Here is a 19,371-nt window from a genome sequence, read left to right as displayed (position 1 = left end):
CGGTCGGTGCGCACGCCCACTACTGCAGACCGCCTAGCGACTACGTAATGCAACAGTCCTATCTCTCACCGTACGAGGACTGCGCTTCCCCCTCTTCCCACTGGTACCACCCATAACTACTCTGGGGATACACGTGTGCCGGTGGAGTCACCGGAGGGGAAGCCGGTGCCTTGCACACGGGTAAGGGTCGGTGATGGTCATGAGTTCCGGCGAACGCCCCCTGCAGGAAGTCGTCTTCCTGACCGTGGCCGAGGTGGCCGCGGTCATGCGGGTGTCCAAGATGACGGTGTACCGGTTGGTGCACAGCGGAGAGCTGCCGGCCATCCGGGTCGGGCGGTCCTTCCGGGTGCCCCAGCAGGCGGTGCACGAGTACCTGAAGGAGTCCTACGTGCGGCTCGAAAGCGCGTAGACCGGTTGGCGGGGCGGGGGTCACAGCCGGTGGCCCCCGCGCTCGTTCGCCCCGGATTTCCCCCGAGTTCGCCGTTCCGGGGGAGCACGATTACGGCCCTGGCCGGACGGGCGGTAGGCTAGGCCCTCCGTCAGTCGTATGGACTCCGTCTCTCACGGGCGCGAGTCTTAGTGAGCGAGGGTTGTTCCGTGGGCTCTGTCATCAAGAAGCGTCGCAAGCGTATGGCCAAGAAGAAGCACCGCAAGCTTCTGAAGAGGACCCGCGTTCAGCGTCGCAACAAGAAGTAAGCGCCCCCGGCCGCGCGCCTCGCGCGCCCGGCGCTTCCACCGCCCGTCCAGGCCTGCCGGCCTGGGCGGGCGGTGTCACATCCCGACAGGGTCCGGGCGGTGTCACTTCCCGGCAGGGTCCGGGCGGTGTCACTTCCCGGCAGGGTCCGGGCGGTGTCACTTCCCGGCAGGGCCGGGCGGCGCGGTACGGTGCACGCAGGGCCGTGGCGGCCGAGGAATGGGGTGCAGCGCTGTGGGGATGGTCGTGCTCGTCACCGGCGTGTCCCGCCGGCTCGGCGCCCGCTTCGTCGCCGAGCTCCGGCGCCGGCCCGGTGTCGACCTGGTGGTCGGCGTGGACGTGCAGCCGCCCCGGCTGCCGGTCGAGGAGCCGGCGGAGCCCGCCGCCCCGTACCGGTTCCAGCAGCTCGACCTGCGCCGGCCCGCGGTGGCCCGGGTGATCGCCGAGCACCGGGTCGACACCGTCGTCCACCTCGCGGTGAGCGCCACCGGCCTGGGCTCCACCAACCGCGCCGCGGTCAAGGAGTCCAACGTCATCGGCACCATGCAGCTGCTCGGTGCCTGCCAGAAGGCCCCGGGGGTGCGCCGCCTGGTGGTGAAGTCGACCACCGGCGTGTACGGCTCGGCGCCGCGCGACCCCGCGGTGTTCACCGAGCGGACCCAGCCCAAGAACCTCCCGAGCGGCGGCTTCGCCAAGGACGCGGTCGAGGTCGAGGGCTACGTCCGCGGCTTCGCCCGGCGCCGCCCGGACGTCGCGGTCACCGTGCTGCGGTTCGCCAACATCGTCGGCCCCGGCGCGGATACCCCGCTCAGCGAGTACTTCGCGCTGCCGGTGCTGCCCACCGTCCTCGGCTACGACCCGCGGCTGCAGTTCGTCCACGAGGACGACGCGCTCGCGGTGCTCGCCCGGGCGGCGGCCGAGCCGGAGCCCGGCACCGTCAACACCGGCACCTTCAACGTGGCGGGGGAGGGCGTGCTGCTGCTCTCCCAGTGCGCCCGCCGGCTCGGCCGGCCGACCCTGCCGCTGCTGCTGCCCGCGATCAGCTGGATGGCCGGGGTGGCCCGGCAGACCAGGATGGTCGACTTCTCCCCCGAGCAGCTGCGGCTGCTCACCCACGGCCGGGTGGTGGACACCACCGCGCTGCGCGACACCTTCGGCTACCGGCCGCGCTTCACCACCCCGGAGGCGTTCGCCGACTTCGCCGCCGCGCAGCGCACGGGGCTGCTGCCGCCCGAGCGGCTGACCGCCGTCACCGACCGGCTGGGCGCGCTGCTGGGGCCGGAGCACGCCCCGGCCGCCCACCCGGCGCACCCGGCCCCCCCGAACCGTCCCCGCCGACCCAGGAGCTGAACCCGCGATGAGTGCCGCAGCCAAGAACGCGCCGGGCGAGGCCAAGGTCATCCCGATCGAGTCCGCACCGAGCTGGAGCGAGCCCGAGCCGCCCGCCGGCCTGGCCGACCGGATCGCCGGGGCCGTCGGCGGGGCACTGGCCGGGCCGCTCGGCCCGACCGCGACCCGGCTGTTCGGCAAGGGCTGGGAGGGCCGGGCCGCCGACGGTCTCTCCTTCCTGCGCCGCCGGATCACCGGCGACTACGAGGTGGACGAGTTCGGCTTCGACCGCGAGCTCACCGAGGAGGTGCTGCTCGGGCTGGTGCGGCCGCTCGCCGAGAAGTACTTCCGGGTCGAGGTGCGCGGGATCGAAAACATCCCGGCCGAGGGCGGCGCACTGCTCGTGGCCAACCACTCGGGGACGATCCCGCTGGACGCCCTGATGACGCAGGTGGTCATCCACGACCACCACCCCGCGCGTCGGTACCTGCGGATGCTCGCCGCCGACCTGGTGTTCGTGCTGCCCGGCGTCAACGAGCTGGCCCGCAAGGCCGGCCACACGCTCGCCTGCAACGAGGACGCCCAGGCGCTGCTGGAGCGCGGCGAGCTGGTCGGGGTCTGGCCGGAGGGCTTCAAGGGCATCGGCAAGCCGTTCTCCGAGCGGTACAAGCTGCAGCGGTTCGGGCGCGGGGGCTTCGTCTCCTCGGCGCTGCGGGCCCGGGTGCCGATCGTGCCCTGCTCGATCGTCGGGGCCGAGGAGACCTACCCGATGATCGGCAACTTCAAGACGCTGGCCCGGCTGCTCGGCCTGCCCTACGTGCCGATCACGCCGACCTTCCCGTGGCTCGGGCCGCTCGGTGCGGTGCCGCTGCCGACCAAGTGGATCATCCAGTTCGGCGAGCCGATCGCCACCGACCGGCACCCGGCGGAGGCTGCGGACGACCCGATGCTGGTCTTCGACCTGGCCGACGAGGTGAGGGAGACCATCCAGCACACGCTCTACAAGCTGCTGGTGCAGCGGCGGTCGGTCTTCTTCTGACGGCCGGCCCGGCTCACGCCGCCCGCCTGCCCGGCCGGCCCGCTGCGCAGGCGGGGCGGCAACGGCGGAGGGGCCCGGCGAGATTCGCCGGGCCCCTCCGCCTGTGCGGGCCCGTCAGCCGCCGAGGATCCGCAGCCCGGGCAGCAGCCCGGGGACCAGCGGAGGCACGTCGACGCCCTGCTGAGTGCCGCTGCCACCGCCGGTGGCCGCACTCGGCGTGCCGGACGGCTGCGGGGCCTGCGCGGGCGCCGGGTCGGCGCTCGGCGAGGGCTTGGTGCCGGGGAGGCCGCTGGTGAGGTTGTCCACCAGCCCGCCGACCGCGTCGGAGGCGCTGCTGGGCAGGCTGTTCGGCGCCGCTCCGCCGCCGGCCGCCGCACCGGCGCCGGGCGTGCTGGCCCCGGCGGACGGTGCCTGCTCGGTGCTGCCGGCCTTGCCGCTGCCGCCCGTGCCGCCGGATCCGCCGTTGCGGTCCGGGCCGGTGCCCGCGGCCGGGGCGCCGCCGACGGCCGGGGCCTCGGCCGGGGTGCCGCCGCCCGCCGGGCTGCCCGTCGCGCCGCCCGCCCCGGAGCCGGCCGGGCTGCCGCTCTTGGCGGGCGGCTGGGCCAGACGCAGGGGCGCGACGTCCTCGCTTATGTCGTCGAAGAGCTGGTCGACGAGGTGGGCCTGCGAGATCAGCTGGACCGGGAGCTTGCTCTGCAGCTCGGCCCAGTGGCCGTCCTCGTCCTGGGCGAAGCCGGCCAGCGTGCGCATCGGGTCGAGTGAGCCGTTGCTCCGGTAGACCGAACGCAGCAGGTCGCGGCCCTTGAGGGCGTCGGCGTGCATGTCGTCCAGCGCCTTGCGGACCCGCTCGACGGTGCCCGGACTGAGAGCGTCCGCGTCCGACCGGCCGACCAGGCTCTTGGCCTCGCCGAGCCGGGTGGCGGCGTTGTCGAGCAGCAGCTCGCCGCGCTCGGTGTCCGAGTCGGCGAGGTCGAGCCGGAGCCCTTCGAGGCCGCGCTTCATGCCGTACAGCGTGTCCCCGGGAAGGGCGTTGGAGCTCGCGGCCGCCGCGCCGGCGAAGCTGCCGACGGCCAGGCCGGCGACCAGGCCGCCGATCGCGAACCGGCGGCTCCAACGGCCGCGCGGAGCGCCGCGGAGCGCCCGGTGCCTGCGCTGCCGGGGCACCACGGCGCCCGTCCCACCGGCGAAGACCTGCTCGAACGCGGCCATCAGCTGGGCGCGTTGGACGGTCCGGACCTCCGCGTCCAGCTCCGGTCCCGGCAGTGCCCCGAGTACGCCGGCCAGACCGACCAGTTCGGCCGTCGCGGTCGAACCGGCGCCGATGGCGGCGGCGTTGGCCGATCCGGCCGCGGTGGCGCCGCGTTGCTCTGCCTGGTGGGCCTCCAGCGCCTCGGCGAAGGCCTTCGCCCGCCGGTGCTCCAGCACGTTTGCCGTCACGGGCCACACCTCCCTTCGTCGTTGTCGACACCCCGGCCTGCCGGACGGTTGCCTCGGCGGGCCAAAGCCACTCCATCGGGTGAGAGGTCGCAATTCGACTTGACCGTACGCCTGGTGGGGGCTTGCACGCTGGCCAACGAGCGGTGCGGGCGGTCGGTTACGCACGGCTGATCATCGGACCGACCGTTCACCCGGACGTGTCGGACCGGCACCGACGGTGACGGCCCTCCGGTTGTTCCGGCTATTCCGTAGGGGGCGCCACCGGCACTTCCGCCGGCACCGTCCCCGGTCCTGGTACCGCTCACCGCGCGTCGGGCGGCAGGAGGCGGGCCAGCGTCCGCACCGCGCGGTACTGGAGGGTCTTGATGGCGCCCTCGTTCTTGCCCATGATCCGGGCCGTCTCGGCGACCGAGAGGCCCTGCAGGAAGCGGAGGGTGACGCACTCCTGCTGCTGCGGGTTGAGCCGCCGGACGGCCTCCAGCAGGGCGGCGTTGGAGAGCGACTCCAGCACCGACTCCTCGGGGCTGCGCTCGCACTCGTTGGAGTCGAGCATCTCGCCGGTGGTGACCTCCAGCCGGAACCGGCTGGACTTGAAGTGGTCGGCCACCAGGTTGCGGGCGATGGTGACCAGCCAGGCGCCGAAGTCCCGGCCCTGCCAGGTGAAGGTGCCGATCCGGCGCAGCGCGCGCAGGAAGGTCTCGCTGGTGAGGTCCTCGGCGGTGGCCCGGCTGCCGACCCGGTAGTAGATGTAGCGGTAGACGGTGTCCGCGTAGTGGTCGTACAGGCGGCCGAAGGCCTCGCTCTCGCCGGCCTGGGCCCGCTCGACCAGCTCCATGATCGGGTTGTGCTCGGTCTCGTAGCCGGGGCTCGGGGCGGTCCGGGTGCGGCTGCGGCCGCCCGTCCCGGTCCCGGCCCGGCCGCGCGCGCCGGCGCCGGCGGAGCCGGCCGCGGTGGTGCGCAGCGCCAGACCGGGGGGGTGGGCCGGCCCGTAGCCGAACGAGGCGCCGGCGGGGGCCAGTTGGGGCGTGGCGGCGGTGAGCTGGCTGCGCAGCAGGGTGCGCAGCAGCTCCAGGCCGGTGGAGATCTGCCGGGCGGACGCCGGCCGGCCGCGGAGGCTGGTGCGGGAGCGCAGGGGCGCGGGCGACGGGCGGGAGGGTGCAGGCGCGTCGTTCCGGACGGGTGGGTACACGGGACTCCCAGAGGCAGAACTGTGGACGGATCACCTCCGCCTGCGCGGAGAGCACGCCGACGCCGCCCGGTCGCGAGGGGCGGGTGGGTGACGTGCATCCAGGAGAGAATAACGCTTTGTGCAATGACAGCTACACCGTGTGGTCGAAGTGGTCGTTTGGGATCCGCATCGCATGCATATTCGGCCGACACTGACCGAAGATGTCGTCGTTCATCCGGCTCAACGTGATCGAACGGGTGCGCAGGGTGACCAATTCGGTGGCCCGGCGGGCGGTTTCCCCGTGGTTGGCCTCGGTAACCCCTGACTTTCCCGGTCTGGCGAACGATCAGAACCGGTCGCCGGCTTGCAGGTTCGGTCGGGGGGGTCGGGCGGGCCCGTGGAAGGCACGGGTTCGCCCGTACGAGCGGGCTGGTCAGCGTGCGGATTGACGGGCAGTCACCCGGGCAGGGGAACGCCGGCCGCCGCGGTCGGGCGGTGGCGGCCGGCGGTCCGGGAGCGGCTTGCGGCGGTCCGGTGAGGGACGGTGAGGGTCCGCGGCGTCAGGCGCGGTGCCGGCGGTGCAGCGCAACCCCGGCCGCCGCCGCGCCCGCGGCCACGCCGAGCGCGGCCGCCGCCGGCAGGCCCACCCGGGCCGCCTTGCGCCCGGTCCGGAAGTCCCGCACCCGCCAGCCCTGCGCCCGGGCGTGCCGGCGCAGCGCGCCGTCCGGGTTCACCACGTACGGGTGGCCGACCAGCGAGAGCATCGGGATGTCGTTGGCCGAGTCGCTGTAGGCGGCGCAGCGGTCCAGGTCGAGCCGCTCGCGGCGGGCCAGCGACCGGACGGCGGCGGCCTTGGCCGGCCCGTGCAGCAGGTCGCCGACCAGCCGGCCGGTGTAGGCGCCGTCGCGGGCCTCGGCGACGGTGCCGAGCGCGCCGGTCATGCCGAGCCGCCGGGCGATGATCCGGGCCACCTCCAGCGGGGCGGCCGTCACCAGCCAGACCCGCTGGCCGGCGTCCAGGTGCATCTGGACCAGGGCGCGGGTGCCGGGCCAGATCTTGTCCGCGACGACCTGCTCGAAGACCTCCTCGCAGAGCGCTTCGAGGTCGGCGGTCCGCTTGCCGGCGACCAGGCCGAGCGCGGTGTGCTGGGCGTCTGCCATGTGGTCCGGGTCCTCGGCGCCGTGCAGCCGGAACCAGGCCTGCTGCCAGGCGAACCGGGCGATGTCGCGGCGGGTGAGGAAGCCGTGGCGGTAGAGGCCGACGCCGAGGTAGAAGATCGCGGCGCCGCGCAGGATGGTGTTGTCGCAGTCGAAGAAGGCGGCGGCGCGCGGGTCGTCCGGCTCGGGCGTGTGGTTCCCGGCGGGCGCCTTGGGGGCCTTGCCGGCCCGCTCGGTCGCGCCGGCCCGTCCGGTCGCGGCGTCCTGGGGCGGGGTGCTCTGCTCGGCGGGTGCGGTCCGCCGGCCGACGGGCGGGGCGCCCGGGTCGGCCTTCAGCGCGGCCTCCGCGGCCTCGGCCGCGGCCTCGCCCGCCAGGGCGGTCTGCGCGCTGGTGGGGCGCCTTGCCTGGGTGAGCCTTCGGAGCACGGCCATGGCACCGAGCATAGCCAGCCGGGCGCGGAGGGGCCGTGACGGCGGCGTGCCCGAGGAGTGAACAGCGCACTGCCCGTCCGTGGCCGCCGGGAGCCGCCCGGGCGGCTCCGGCACGGGTGTAAACAGGCGCACAATGGCCGGGTGAGTCCTCTGCTGCGACGTGACAAGAACCCGAGCCCGAAGCCGTCCGACCGGACCGTGACCCTGGTCGGCAAGCCGGGCTGCCACCTGTGCGACGACGCCCGGGAGGTGATCGTCCGGGTGACCGGGGAGCTGGGCGCGGCCTTCGAGGAGAAGGACATCACGCAGGACGAGGAGCTGTACCGCAAGTACTGGGAGCAGATCCCGGTGACCCTGGTCGACGGCCGCCAGCACGACTTCTGGCGGGTCGACGAGCGCCGGCTGCGGTCCGCCCTCGGCGCGTAGGGCCTGCCTCCCCTGGCGCGTAGGGCCTGCCCCGGCCCCGCCCGGGCCGAGCGGGCGCGCGGCACCGGCGACCCCCGCCGACCGGCGGGGGCGGTTCGCCGAATCGTTGTGAAGAATCGCGTGCACGGTCTGGGGCGCCCGGTGTTCGTCGGCTTACGATCGAACGCGTTTGCGCCCATGGGGGGGCTGAGCACACGAGGAGTGCCGCCATGCTTCCCGGCCCGACACCAGGGACGCCCCTCACCCCGCCCGGGGCCGGGGGCTTCGCGGTGGTGGACGTGGAGGCGACCGGCCGCAGCCCGTGGCGGCACCGGGTGGTCGAGGTGGCCGTCGTGCTGCTGGACGGGCAACTGCGCCCGGAGGCCGAGTTCTGCACCCTGCTGGACCCGCTGGGTCCGGTCGGCCCGACCCATGTGCACCGGATAGCCCAGGCGGACGTCGAGGGCGCGCCCCGGTTCCGCGAGATAGCCCCGCGGCTGCTGGAGCTGCTGGCCGGACGGGTGCTGGTGGGGCACCACGTCACCTGTGACCACGCCTTCCTCGACCGCGAGTTCGCCCGGATCGGCGTGCCGCTGCCGCCGGTCCCGCTGCTCTGCACCATGCGGCTGGCCCGCGACCACCTGCCGGAGGCCCGCGGTTTCGGGCTGGCGGCGTGCGTCGAGGCGGCCGGGCTCGGCCGGTTCCCGGCGCACACCGCCCTGGGTGACGCCCGGGCCACCGCCGACCTGCTCCGGCACTGCCTGGGGGCGGCGTCCTGCCCGCCGGACGACTGGGTGGTGCCGCTGCGCGAGGCGGCGCGGGTGCCGTGGCCGCAGCTGGGCCGGGCGCGCTCGCGCCCGTCCGGAGAGCCGGTGCTGCTGGTGCGGCGCGACCCGCTGCCCGGTCTGCACCCCGGTGTGCCGTCCGTGCCGGCCGCCGAGTCGGCCGGCGACCCGCTGCCCGGCTTCCCGGTGCAGTCCTCCGGGCCCGCCTCCGACCGGCCCTCCGACCGGCCCGTCGAGCACCCCGCCGAGCACCCCTTCGGGCAGCCGCGCGAGGCGCCGGAGGGGCCCCCGCACGGCCCGGCACACGGCCCTGCGCACGGCCTTCGGCCGCCCCGTGCGCGGCCCCCGGCGGAGGCCCGGAAGGAGACCGGTGCTATGGGGTCGTCGGCGTGATGCGCATCACTGTGCGGGGACAAATCGGACACCATCTTTGTGCACACGTTCACAAACGCATAGCCTGGCTGCCAAAGCCCAGCTTCACCCACAGGAGCACCGTGGCAATCGGCCGATCACCACAGAGCAGTTCGCAGACGCCCGACCAGGGCGCCGCGCGCCGACCCTCGCGTGCCCGGGGCATCCCGGAGGCGACCGTCGCCCGCCTGCCCCTCTACCTGCGGGCCCTCACCGCGCTCTCCGAGCGCTCGGTGCCGACCGTCTCCTCGGAGGAGCTGGCGGCCGCCGCGGGCGTGAACTCCGCGAAGCTGCGCAAGGACTTCTCCTACCTCGGCTCCTACGGCACCCGCGGTGTCGGCTACGACGTCGAGTACCTCGTCTACCAGATCTCCCGTGAGCTGGGCCTGACCCAGGACTGGCCGGTCGTCATCGTCGGCATCGGGAACCTCGGCCACGCGCTCGCCAACTACGGCGGGTTCGCCTCCCGCGGGTTCCGGGTAGCCGCCCTGCTGGACGCCGACCCGGCGGTGGTCGGCACCAGCGCAGCGGGCCTCCCGGTGCGCCACATGGACGAACTGGAGTCCATCGTGGAGAGCCAGCACGTCTCGATCGGCGTGATCACCACCCCGCCGGGCGCCGCCCAGCAGGTCTGCGACCGGCTGGTCGAGGCCGGCGTCACCAGCATCCTGAACTTCGCCCCGACCGTGCTGACCGTCCCGGACGGCGTGGACGTGCGCAAGGTGGACCTCTCCATCGAGCTGCAGATCCTTGCCTTCCACGAGCAGCGCAAGGCCGGCGACGAGCCGGACCGCACCGAGTCCGTGCTCGACCGCGCCCCCGGCCCGGTCCGCGCGGCCGCGGCCAAGCTGCGCCGGGCGGCCGGCGGCGGCAACGGCAAGGCCCGCGCGGCCGAGCCCGCGGCCAAGGACGCCGACCCGGGGACGACCAAGCCCGGCAAGGGCGGCGAGGGCGAGCTCTCCGCGGTGATGCCGGCATGAGCACCGAGACCTGTGGCACCTGGGGGCGGGCGTGAGTCTTCTCGTCGTTGGACTGAGCCATCGCACCGCCCCGGTCGGCGTGCTGGAGCGCGCCGCCCTGACCGGTGAGGCCCCGACCCTGCTGCTGCACGACGCCGCGGCCACCGCGACCGTCGCCGAGGCGGCGCTGCTGAACACCTGCAACCGGATCGAGCTCTACGCGGACGTGGACAAGTTCCACGCCGGCGTCGCCGAGCTGTCGCTGCTGCTGGCCCACCACAGCGGGGTGGACCTGGAGGAGCTGACCTCCCACCTCTACGTGCACTACGAGGACCGCGCCGTCCACCACCTCTTCTCGGTGGCCTGCGGCCTGGACTCGATGGTGGTCGGCGAGGGCCAGATCCTCGGCCAGCTGCGCGACGCGCTGGCCACCGCGCAGGACGAGCACACCGCGGGCCGCGGCCTGAACGAGCTGTTCCAGCAGGCCCTGCGGGTCGGCAAGCGCGCGCACAGCGAGACCGGCATCGACAAGGCCGGCCAGTCGCTGGTGACCTTCGGCCTGGAGCAGGTCGCGGACGGCGCGGGCGAGATCGCGGGCAAGCGGGCCCTGGTGGTCGGCGCCGGCTCGATGAGCTCGCTGGCCGCCGCCACCCTGGTCCGCTCCGGCGTGACCGACCTGCTGATCGCCAACCGGACCCCGGAGCGCGCCGAGCGCCTGGTCGAGATCCTCGGCGCCGACGTCGCGCGCACCGTCGAGCTCGCCAAGGTGCCCGAGGCCATGGCCGACGTCGACCTGGTGATCTCCTGCACCGGCGCGGCCGGCGTGGTGATCCGGGCCGAGGACGTGGCGGCCGCCGTCGCCGGCCGCACGGCCGCCACCCCGCTCGCCCTGCTCGACCTCGCCATGCCGCGCGACGTCGACCACGCGGTGCACGAGCTGCCGGGCGCGCTCCTGGTCGACCTGGAGAGCCTCTCGCACGCCCACGCCGCCAGCCCCGGCGCCGGGGACGTCGACGCGGTCACCGGCATCGTGGCCGACGAGGTCGCCGCCTTCGGCGCCGCCCAGCGGGCCGCCCGGATCGCGCCGACCGTGGTCGCCCTGCGGGCGATGGCCTCCGAGGTGGTCGCCGCCGAGCTGGGACGCCTCGACTCCCGGCTGCCCGGCCTGGACGACCGCTCCCGCGCCGAGATCACCCAGACCGTCCGCCGGGTCGTCGACAAGCTGCTGCACGCGCCGACCGTGCGGGTGAAGCAGCTCGCCGCCGAGCCGGGCGGGGCCTCCTACGCGGACGCCCTGCGCGAGCTGTTCGACCTCGACCCGGCGGCCGTGCACGCGGTCTCCGGCACCCCGATCGGCACCCAGCCCTCGGGCGGGGGCGCCAGATGAACCGTCAGCCATCCCACGAGTACCACCGGGACGATCACCTCATGAATGGTCAACCGCTCACCGACCAGGCTCCGGCCGACACCGCTCCGCTGCGGCTCGGCACCCGGCGCAGCGCGCTCGCCATGGCCCAGTCGGGCATGGTCGCCCGCGAGGTGACCCGGCTCACCGGGCGCCCCGTCGAGCTGGTGGAGATCACCACCTACGGCGACACCTCCCGGGAGGCGCTGGCGCAGATCGGCGGCACCGGCGTGTTCGTCTCCGCCCTGCGCGACGCGCTCCTGGAGGGCCGGATCGACTTCGCCGTGCACTCGCTGAAGGACCTGCCCACCGCCGAGCCCGCGGGCCTGGTGCTGGCCGCCGTGCCCGAGCGCGAGGACGTCCGCGACGCCCTGGTGGCGTGCGAGGGCCTGACCCTGGAGGAGCTGGCCGAGAAGCTGGCCGGCGCCGGCCGCGCCGCCCGGATCGGCACCGGCTCGCCGCGCCGGATGGCGCAGCTGAACGCCTGGGCCCGCGCCCGGGGCGCCCAGATCGAGACGGTCGCGATCCGCGGCAACGTGGACACCCGGATCGGCTTCGTCGCCTCCGGCGAGCTGGACGCCGTGGTGCTGGCCACCGCCGGCCTGAACCGGCTCGGCCGCGCGGCCGAGGTCACCGAGCACCTCGACCCGGAACTGATGATCCCGGCCCCCGGCCAGGGCGCGCTCGCCATCGAGTGCACCACCGCCGACCCGGCGCTGGCCGCCGCGCTCGCCGCCCTCGACCACGCCCCCACCCGGGTCGCGGTGGCCGCCGAGCGTGCCCTGCTGGCCGCCCTGGAGGCCGGCTGCTCCGCACCGGTCGCCGGCCTGGCCACCTGGGGCCACCAGCACGAACTGCGGCTGGAGGGCGTGGTCGGCACCGCCGACGGCGCCACCCTGCTGAAGATGTCCGCCAACGGTCCGATCGTCCTCGACGAGACCGCCGAGCAGCAGGCGGCGGCCCTCGGCCACGCCCTCGCCGCCCGGCTGCTCGACGCGGGCGCGGCCGCCCTCATGGGGGAGCGAGCCCGATGAGCCCCACGACCGCCACCGACACCCCCTACCCGGCGGACAGCCCGTTCCCGGGTGCACCGGCCGCCGCCGGCCGGTGCACCTTCCTGGGCGCGGGCCCCGGGGACCCGGGCCTGCTGACCCTGCGTGCGGTCGAGGTGCTGGCCTCGGCCGACGTCCTGATCGCCGACCCGCTGACCGCGGCCGCCGTGCGCAGCCACTGTCCGGCCGGCGTGCAGGTGCACACCCCCACCGCCGACGGTGCCGACTTCGATCTGACCAAGCTGGTCGCCGAGGCCGTCCGCAACGGCAAGCACGTGGTCCGCACCGTCGACGGCGACCCCGGCCTGGACGGCTGCGCCGCCGAGGAGATGCTCGGCTGCGCCGGCGACGGCATCGCCTTCGAGGTGATCCCGGGCGTCGCCCAGTCGGTCGGCGTACCGGCCTACGCGGGTGTGCCGCTGCGCGGCACCGGCGGCGCCGACGTCCGGTTCGTGGACGGCGGCGCGCTGCTCGCCGGCAGCCCGGTCGACCTGGGCGCGCCGGAGACCACCCTGGTGGTCCGCACCACGCTGGGCCAGCTGCCGGCCACCGCCAACGCGCTGGTCTCCAACGGCCGCAAGCCGGACGCCGCGCTCAGCGCCACGCTCTCCGGCACCACCACCCGGCAGCGGACCTTCACCGCCACCCTGGCCACCATCGCGGCCGACCTGAAGGCGGCCCGGGTGCTGCCCTCCCCGGTCTCCGCCCCGGTGGACCCGGCGACCTCGGTGATAGCCGTGGTCGGTGAGCAGGTCGCCCACCGCGCCTCGCACTCCTGGTTCGAGACCAAGCCGCTGTTCGGCTGGAACGTGCTGGTGCCGCGGACCAAGGAGCAGGCCACCGGCCTGTCCGAGCAGCTCCGCTCGTACGGCGCGGTGCCGCAGGAGGTGCCGACCATCGCGGTCGAGCCGCCGCGCACCCCGCAGCAGATGGAGCGGGCGATCAAGGGCCTGGTCACCGGCCGCTACGAGTGGATCGCCTTCACCTCGGTGAACGCGGTGCGGGCCGTCCGGGAGAAGTTCGAGGAGTACGGCCTGGACGCCCGGGCGTTCGCCGGGATCAAGGTCGCCGCGGTCGGCGAGACCACCGCGCAGGCGTTGGTCGACTTCGGCGTGAAGCCGGACCTGGTGCCGTCCGGCGAGCAGTCCGCCGCCGGCCTGCTGGAGGACTGGCCGCCGTACGACCCGGTGTTCGACCCGATCGACCGGGTGCTGCTGCCGCGCGCCGACATCGCCACCGAGACCCTGGTGGCCGGCCTGGTCGAGCTGGGCTGGGAGGTCGACGACGTGACGGCGTACCGGACGGTGCGCGCCTCGCCGCCGCCGGCCGAGACCCGTGAGGCGATCAAGGGCGGCGGCTTCGACGCCGTGCTCTTCACCTCGTCCTCGACCGTGCGGAACCTGGTCGGCATCGCGGGCAAGCCGCACAACGTGACCGTGATCGCCTGCATCGGCCCGGCCACCGCCAAGACCGCCGAGGAGCACGGCCTGCGGGTCGACGTGATGGCCCCGGCCCCGTCGGCGGCCGCGCTGGCCCAGGCGCTGGCAGACTTCGGGGCCAAGCGCCGCGACACCGCCACCGCGGCCGGCGAGCCGGTCTACCGGCCCAGCGAGCGCCGTCCCGGCTCGCGCCGCAAGGCCCGCTGAGGCTCCGGCCGGCCGAGAAGCACCCAGACCGGGGGCGGCCCACCCGCCGCCCCCGGGGACTGCAAAACCGTTCGGAGAGAGAAGCCGTGTCCGCTGAATTCCCGTACGTTCGCCCCCGCCGGCTGCGCCGGAGCCCGGCGATGCGCCGCCTGGTCGCCGAGACCCGGCTGCACCCGGCCGAGCTGATCCTGCCGCTGTTCGTCCGCGAGGGCGTCAGCGAGCCGGTGCCGGTGACGTCGATGCCCGGCGTGGTCCAGCACACCCGCGACACCCTGCGCAAGGCCGTGGTCGAGGCCGCCGAGGCGGGCCTGGGCGGGGTCATGCTGTTCGGCGTCCCGGCGGTGCAGGACGCGGTGGGCAGCGAGGGCACCAACCCGGACGGCATCCTGCAGCAGGCGATCCGCGACGTGGTCTCCGAGGTCGGCGACGCCCTGGTGGTGATGTCCGACCTCTGCCTGGACGAGTACACCGACCACGGCCACTGCGGTGTGCTGGCCGCCGACGGCAGCGTGGACAACGACGCGACGCTGGAGCGCTATGCCGAGATGGCCCGGGTGCAGGCCGACGCCGGCGTCCACCTGGTCGGCCCGTCCGGGATGATGGACGGCCAGATCGCCGTCGTCCGCCGGGCGCTGGACGAGGCCGGGCACCAGGACGTGGGCATCCTCGCCTACACCGCCAAGTACGCCTCGGCGTTCTACGGTCCGTTCCGGGAGGCGGTCGGCTCCTCGCTGAAGGGCGACCGCAAGACCTACCAGCAGGACCCGGCCAACGCCCGGGAGGCGCTGCGCGAGCTGGAGCAGGACCTCGCCGAGGGCGCGGACCTGGTCATGGTGAAGCCGGCCATGGCCTACCTGGACATCCTGCGCCAGGTGGCCGACGCCTCGCCGGTGCCGGTGGCGGCGTACCAGGTCTCCGGCGAGTACGCGATGGTCGAGGCCGCCGCGGCCAACGGCTGGATCGACCGCGAGCGGATGATCCTGGAGACGCTCACCTCGATCCGCCGCGCGGGCGCCCAGCAGATCCTCACCTACTGGGCCCTGGAGGCCGCCGGGATGCTCGACTAGGCCCTGTCCGGCCGATCTTGCCGGGCGCACGACGCCGGGCATCCCGCCTGGACGCACGCCCGAATCGCCCAAGTACGTCCAGTACGAGGACGATCCGGTCGCACGCCCAGCCGGGCGCCCAACGTCGCGCGCTGATCCGACAAGATCGACCGGACAGGACCTAGCAGTTCTCGCCCCGCTCGCCTCCTGCTGTCGAGCTCGGGGCGGGAGAGACACGTACGGAGGCCGGGTCCCGCCACGGGACCCGGCCTCCGTCGTTCGCCCGGCGTCAGCCGACGTGGGCGAAGCCCTCCTCGCCGCCGACCGCGTCGGTGGAGGTGGCGGCGCCCCAGCCGTGGGCACCGGTGTGGATGTTCGAGGTGTGGGCGAGGCCCCACCACTCGCCGGCCGCGAAGACCGGGTCGGCCGAGGCGACGAACTCGCCGCCGCCGACCAGGCCGACGTGCGCGAACGCCGGGGTGGCGACGCCCGCCAGCGCCAGCGCGCCGAAGGCGGTCAGCGCGACCTTGCCCAGCTTGCTCTTCATGGATCTGCCCTCTCGTTCGGAGCGCTCGGTCGGAGCACTCTCACTGATCACGTGAACACACGCTGCCGTCGGCCGCGGCACCCCACGCGCCGCTCCCGACGGCCTGTCACCCGGCCGGTCCGCGCCCGTTCGGGACGGTCCGGCCGGACAGTTGATCGCACCAAAGCCCGGAGGGCCCGGGGACACGTCCCCGGGCCCTCCGACCGCGCCATGCCCCTGGATCAGCCGATCAGGTGCGAGACACCCGCGTCGCCCGAGGACTGGGTGTTCTGGCCGACGTTGCAGATCTGCTTCGGGGTGCTGTTGAGAACCGGAACCTCGATCGGGACCGCGACACCGAGGACGCCGGCCGCGATGTTGTGGATCTCGGGCAGGCAGATGTTCGGGTTGTCCAGGGTGTGGAAGTTCGGGCTGCCGTTGCCGTGGGTGCCGGTCTGGTTGGTTCCGCCGTTGCCCTGGGCGGAGACGGCCGAGCCGTCCGAGTCGGCGATGGCGGCGGCCGAGCCGGCGGACATCGCGATGGCGGCGACGGCCAGGCCGGCGGCGGCGAAGGACTTCTTGATCATTTCGGGGTTTCCTCTCGAGGGGTGAATCGGGGAGCGATTCGAAGGGTGGTTCGGGGGGTGGCGCAGCTGGTGGGGGTCAGCCGATCAGGTGGGAGACGCCGGAGTCGCCCTTGCTCTGGGTGCCCTGACCCTGGGTGCAGTACTGCTTGCCACCGCTGTTGGCGATCGGGACCTCGACCGGGACGGCCACGCCGAGCACGCCGACGGCGATGTTGTGGATCTCCGGGAGGCAGACGTTCGCGTTGTCCAGGAAGTGGAAGTTCGGGCTGTTGTCACCGACGGTGCCGGTGAAGTTGGTGCCGCCGTTGCCCTGGAGGGACGCGGCGGAGCCGTCCGAGTCCGCGATGGCCGAGGCCGGCGCCGCGGCGGCGGCCAGCGCGGCGACGGCCAGGCCGGCGGCGGCGAAGGACTTCTGGATCATGGGGAGATCCCTCTCTGAAAAGCTCTTGGTTTCCGTGCGTACAACGCGTACAACGCTCAGACCCGGTCTGCGGTCACTGACGTTCAGATCAAAGAATGACGGCACGGAAGGTTACGCGGAATTTTGAAAACACTCCGGGAGGCGCGACGGCAGGGGGTTTCCGGTCGGATTATTAGGCCGAACCGGTTAACGCCCGCAATCCGGGCTCCGGGTGGATCGTTGAGGCAGATTGCTTTCCGGCTGCGCCCGCGCAGCCGACCCCCCAGGACTCCAGTACGGACAGGCAGAACGGTGAAAAGCATGAAGTTCTCCAAGAGGGCCGGCGCGATGCTGCTGGCGGTCGGTGCGGGCGTGCTCGCGTCCCCCGGGGCGGCCTCCGCCGCCGCGGTCGGCCCCGACCAGGTCGGGGCTCTGGAGGACCGGCTGGGCACCCAGCAGGTCCCGCTCGACGTGCCGCTCGCCCCGCTGGACAGCCGGATCTCCGGGGGCATCCCGACCTCCCTGGTGATGCCGCCGGTGCCGGGCCGCACCACCGGCGACGCGCTGCTGCCGGACCGGCTGGTGCCCGCGCTCGGCACCGGCAAGGTGGGCCCGAGCGCCAAGGCGGAGCTGCCGCTGCCGCTGGTCGACCAGGGCGCCGACCTCGGCGAGCTGCTGCTGGACGCCCCCGCCGCGCCGCTGCACGCCGACACCCCCGGCGTCGGCCTCGGCAAGCCGCTCGCGCTGGCCCAGGACGGCACCGGCCAGCTGGCCGCCGGCGCGCTCAAGGTGGACGAGGTGGACCCGCGGCTGATCACCGGCGCGGTGCAGGCGGTGCCGGGCGCCAAGGCGACCCTGGGCAACGAGGACGAGCGGATCTCCGTCACCGACTCGGTGGGGAACCTCGCCGGGACCACCACGGCGACCACCACCGGCGTGGTGCAGCAGACCGGCCTGGCCGGGCTCGCCCAGCTCTGAGCCCGCCGCCGCGCCCGGTGCCGGCGCAGCAGCGCGGGAGCCCGGCACCCCCTCCGCCGGAGGGGGTGCCGGGCTCCCGCGCGTGCGCCCGCCGGCTCAGCCCGGCAGCGCACCGAGCAGCTGCCCGACGACCGGGAGGTCCCGCGGCCCGCCGCCGGCGCTCAGCGGCCCGGTCAGCGTCCCGGTGGAGACCGGCGCCAGGCCGGAGTTGTCCGGCTGGACGGTGGCGCCGTTGTTGAGCACGTCGGCCGAGGAGTTGGCCCACGGGTCCAGGCGCAGGTCCTTGACCGGCGCGATGCCGTAGCCGAGGCCGGCGGTCGTGCCGCCGAGCGCCTGGGCGACGTCGGTCTTGGCCAGGCTGGCGCCGCCCTCGGCCGGCGCCGCGTGCGCCGTGCCCGCGCCGGCGCCGAGCAGCACCGCGGCGCCCAGGGCGGCGGCGAGGCCGGCGCCGCTCTTCTTCGAAACCATCTTCGAAACCATGCGGAATCACCCTTCGGGGTTCGGGTCGCCGGGCGTCCGGACTGCGCCCGGGGATGCCGAACTGCCCCCCGGCCGGCTGGTCGGGGGGCAGTTCGGCCGAAACGCGTGCCGACCGGGGATCAGCAGTCGTCCGCGTCGTGGTGCGGGTGCGCCTCCACGTTGGCGCAGCTGTTGCCGAACGCCGGGTTCAGGGCGCCGATCACGTCGACGGAGTTGCCGCACAGGTTGAGGGGGATGTGCACCGGAACCTGGACCTGGTTGCCGGAGAGCACACCGGGGGAGCCGGCGGCGACGCCCTCGGCGCCGGAGCTGGCGGCGGCGGAACCCGCAGCGCCCAGCACCAGGCCGGCAGCGGCGGCGGAGAGGACGGCGGCCTTCTTCACGTTCTGCATGGGGGTTGATCTCCTCGATCACACACGGGTTGAGCGGGCCGCACCCCGCCGGCGGCGGGGTGCGGCACGGACTCGGTGAGTCGGCTGTCGCCGGTGCGGCGACCGCCGGATCAGCCGATGTTGGTGCAGTGGTTGCCGAACGCCGGGTTCAGGATGCTGACGATCCCGATGGAGTTGCCGCAGACGTTGACCGGGATGTGCACCGGGATCTGGATCTGGTTGCCGGAGAGCACACCGGGGGAGCCGGCGGCGACGCCCTCGGCGCCGGAGCTGGCGAACGCGCCGCCGGCCGCACCGACGACCAGGCCGGCGGTGGCGAGGGACAGGGCGGCGGCCTTCTTGAGGTTACGCATGTTGGGTTCTTCCTCCGTTTTCTGCCCGACCGAAATTGGAATTAGTCGGGAGCCGGGCGAAAGGAAATCATCGCCCGCTGGCTTCTGGAAATGCCGTGATTGTCACTCTGGCGGCCCAAGTGGCGCGTGTCGCCCGTGGCTTGGACGACGGACGCGGCCGTGGCACCCGCGCGTCGCGAATTGTTCCCGCACGGCCGGGGCAATTGGTGCAGACGCACGACCGGGAGCAATTCCGGACGGGCTCGGACCGGCGGCGGATCTCCCGGGTTCGAGGGCGGACCGGCGGTGGGGCCGGGTCGCCGGTCGAGCCGGGTCAGGCGCTGGTGCAGTGGTTGCCGAACGCCGGGTTCAGGGCGCCGACCACGTCGATCGAGTTGCCGCACAGGTTCACCGGGATGTGCAGCGGCACCTGGACCTCGTTGCCCGAGGCCACGCCGGGCGAGCCGGCCGCGACACCCTCGGCCGAGGCGCCGTGGGCGTGGTGGGCGGAGGCGGCGCCGGCGCCGGCGACCAGCAGGGCGGCGGAGGCCGCGGTGCCGAGGACGCCGTGGGCGAGCTTGCGCATGTGCGGTACTCGATTCGTCTAGGGAGCCCGAGTGGGGCTCGGTGGAGCCTGGTTGAGCGGGGTGGAGCTCGGTGGAGCGGGGTGGAGCGTGTTCCGACAGGGAGAACGAGGGCGGGCTCGGGGGG

General features: G+C 74.3%; 22 protein-coding genes. 12 read left to right on the top strand and 10 right to left on the bottom strand.

Features of this window, described 5'->3' with window-relative positions; all coding sequences use genetic code 11:
* Positions 1-199 precede the first annotated feature (199 nt).
* The 4 genes from ACIPSC_RS17685 to ACIPSC_RS17670 all read left to right on the top strand — a co-directional run bounded on the left by ACIPSC_RS17685 (position 200) and on the right by ACIPSC_RS17670 (position 3,062).
* Entirely contained in the window at positions 200-409 is a 210-nt protein-coding gene (locus ACIPSC_RS17685; protein WP_148644250.1) for a helix-turn-helix domain-containing protein, read from the top strand.
* Positions 410-597: 188 nt separating this feature from the next.
* Entirely contained in the window at positions 598-696 is a 99-nt protein-coding gene (locus ACIPSC_RS17680; RefSeq protein WP_003948845.1) for a 30S ribosomal protein bS22, read from the top strand.
* A gap of 232 nt (positions 697-928) precedes the next feature.
* Positions 929-2,044, top strand: coding sequence for an NAD-dependent epimerase/dehydratase family protein (locus ACIPSC_RS17675; protein ID WP_400826612.1), 1,116 nt, complete (start codon positions 929-931; stop codon positions 2,042-2,044).
* A 7-nt stretch (positions 2,045-2,051) separates the two neighbouring features.
* On the top strand, positions 2,052-3,062 hold the full coding sequence (locus tag ACIPSC_RS17670; protein WP_400826611.1) for a lysophospholipid acyltransferase family protein: 1,011 nt from the start codon (positions 2,052-2,054) through the stop codon (positions 3,060-3,062).
* A gap of 114 nt (positions 3,063-3,176) precedes the next feature.
* Here the strand turns inward: ACIPSC_RS17670 and ACIPSC_RS17665 are convergent, their stop codons facing one another.
* From ACIPSC_RS17665 to ACIPSC_RS17655, 3 genes are all read right to left on the bottom strand, one after another.
* Entirely contained in the window at positions 3,177-4,499 is a 1,323-nt protein-coding gene (locus tag ACIPSC_RS17665; protein WP_400826609.1) for a DUF5667 domain-containing protein, read from the bottom strand.
* A gap of 301 nt (positions 4,500-4,800) precedes the next feature.
* Positions 4,801-5,583 (bottom strand): ECF subfamily RNA polymerase sigma factor, BldN family, encoded by a 783-nt coding sequence (locus ACIPSC_RS17660; protein WP_400826832.1) that lies wholly within the window; start codon positions 5,581-5,583, stop codon positions 4,801-4,803.
* Positions 5,584-6,227: 644 nt separating this feature from the next.
* A complete protein-coding gene (locus tag ACIPSC_RS17655) occupies positions 6,228-7,256 on the bottom strand; it encodes an HAD family hydrolase (protein ID WP_400826608.1) in 1,029 nt (342 codons plus the stop codon).
* A 141-nt stretch (positions 7,257-7,397) separates the two neighbouring features.
* Here ACIPSC_RS17655 and ACIPSC_RS17650 point away from each other — a divergent pair, with 141 nt between their 5' ends.
* The 7 genes from ACIPSC_RS17650 (at position 7,398) to hemB (ending at position 14,986) form a co-directional block, all read left to right on the top strand.
* The gene (locus tag ACIPSC_RS17650) at positions 7,398-7,682 is read left to right on the top strand and encodes a glutaredoxin family protein (RefSeq protein WP_238863686.1); all 285 of its coding nucleotides are present in this window, start codon (positions 7,398-7,400) and stop codon (positions 7,680-7,682) included.
* 209 nt (positions 7,683-7,891) lie between these two features.
* Positions 7,892-8,839: an exonuclease domain-containing protein gene (locus ACIPSC_RS17645; RefSeq protein WP_400826606.1), complete on the top strand. Its 948-nt coding sequence runs from the start codon at positions 7,892-7,894 to the stop codon at positions 8,837-8,839.
* A gap of 101 nt (positions 8,840-8,940) precedes the next feature.
* Positions 8,941-9,837, top strand: coding sequence for a redox-sensing transcriptional repressor Rex (locus tag ACIPSC_RS17640; RefSeq protein WP_400826605.1), 897 nt, complete (start codon positions 8,941-8,943; stop codon positions 9,835-9,837).
* Between the two features lie 31 nt (positions 9,838-9,868).
* Entirely contained in the window at positions 9,869-11,203 is a 1,335-nt protein-coding gene (locus ACIPSC_RS17635) for a glutamyl-tRNA reductase (protein ID WP_400826604.1), read from the top strand.
* A 41-nt stretch (positions 11,204-11,244) separates the two neighbouring features.
* Positions 11,245-12,255, top strand: coding sequence for a hydroxymethylbilane synthase (hemC, locus tag ACIPSC_RS17630; protein ID WP_400826602.1), 1,011 nt, complete (start codon positions 11,245-11,247; stop codon positions 12,253-12,255).
* Positions 12,252-13,919, top strand: coding sequence for a uroporphyrinogen-III synthase (locus ACIPSC_RS17625; RefSeq protein ID WP_400826601.1), 1,668 nt, complete (start codon positions 12,252-12,254; stop codon positions 13,917-13,919). The genes hemC and ACIPSC_RS17625 overlap by 4 nt, the downstream gene beginning before the upstream one ends.
* Before the next feature lie 86 nt (positions 13,920-14,005).
* Positions 14,006-14,986: a porphobilinogen synthase gene (hemB, locus tag ACIPSC_RS17620; protein WP_400826599.1), complete on the top strand. Its 981-nt coding sequence runs from the start codon at positions 14,006-14,008 to the stop codon at positions 14,984-14,986.
* A gap of 268 nt (positions 14,987-15,254) precedes the next feature.
* On the opposite strand, the gene ACIPSC_RS17615 is transcribed toward hemB, so the two are convergent.
* The 3 genes from ACIPSC_RS17615 to ACIPSC_RS17605 form a co-directional block, all read right to left on the bottom strand.
* A complete protein-coding gene (locus tag ACIPSC_RS17615; RefSeq protein WP_238863692.1) occupies positions 15,255-15,512 on the bottom strand; it encodes a hypothetical protein in 258 nt (85 codons plus the stop codon).
* A gap of 221 nt (positions 15,513-15,733) precedes the next feature.
* Positions 15,734-16,078, bottom strand: a complete 345-nt coding sequence (locus tag ACIPSC_RS17610) for a rodlet layer protein (RefSeq protein WP_400826597.1) — start codon at positions 16,076-16,078, stop codon at positions 15,734-15,736.
* 76 nt (positions 16,079-16,154) lie between these two features.
* Complete coding sequence (locus ACIPSC_RS17605; RefSeq protein WP_313764319.1) at positions 16,155-16,499, bottom strand: rodlet layer protein; 345 nt, start codon at positions 16,497-16,499, stop codon at positions 16,155-16,157.
* A gap of 300 nt (positions 16,500-16,799) precedes the next feature.
* Here ACIPSC_RS17605 and ACIPSC_RS17600 point away from each other — a divergent pair, with 300 nt between their 5' ends.
* A complete protein-coding gene (locus tag ACIPSC_RS17600; RefSeq protein ID WP_400826596.1) occupies positions 16,800-17,456 on the top strand; it encodes a hypothetical protein in 657 nt (218 codons plus the stop codon).
* Positions 17,457-17,552: 96 nt separating this feature from the next.
* On the opposite strand, the gene ACIPSC_RS17595 is transcribed toward ACIPSC_RS17600, so the two are convergent.
* The 4 genes from ACIPSC_RS17595 to ACIPSC_RS17580 form a co-directional block, all read right to left on the bottom strand.
* Positions 17,553-17,924 (bottom strand): hypothetical protein, encoded by a 372-nt coding sequence (locus tag ACIPSC_RS17595; RefSeq protein ID WP_400826595.1) that lies wholly within the window; start codon positions 17,922-17,924, stop codon positions 17,553-17,555.
* A gap of 131 nt (positions 17,925-18,055) precedes the next feature.
* The gene (locus ACIPSC_RS17590) at positions 18,056-18,328 is read right to left on the bottom strand and encodes a chaplin (protein ID WP_400826594.1); all 273 of its coding nucleotides are present in this window, start codon (positions 18,326-18,328) and stop codon (positions 18,056-18,058) included.
* 110 nt (positions 18,329-18,438) lie between these two features.
* Positions 18,439-18,681, bottom strand: coding sequence for a chaplin (locus tag ACIPSC_RS17585; RefSeq protein ID WP_313764315.1), 243 nt, complete (start codon positions 18,679-18,681; stop codon positions 18,439-18,441).
* Between the two features lie 313 nt (positions 18,682-18,994).
* Positions 18,995-19,246 (bottom strand): chaplin, encoded by a 252-nt coding sequence (locus ACIPSC_RS17580; RefSeq protein ID WP_238863699.1) that lies wholly within the window; start codon positions 19,244-19,246, stop codon positions 18,995-18,997.
* Positions 19,247-19,371: the final 125 nt, after the last annotated feature.

Origin of the sequence: Kitasatospora sp. NPDC090091 (genome assembly GCF_044747365.1) — a bacterium.
Classification (GTDB): domain Bacteria; phylum Actinomycetota; class Actinomycetes; order Streptomycetales; family Streptomycetaceae; genus Kitasatospora.
Note: the sequence above shows the minus strand (reverse complement) of the source record. Positions and strands in the feature narration are given on the sequence as shown.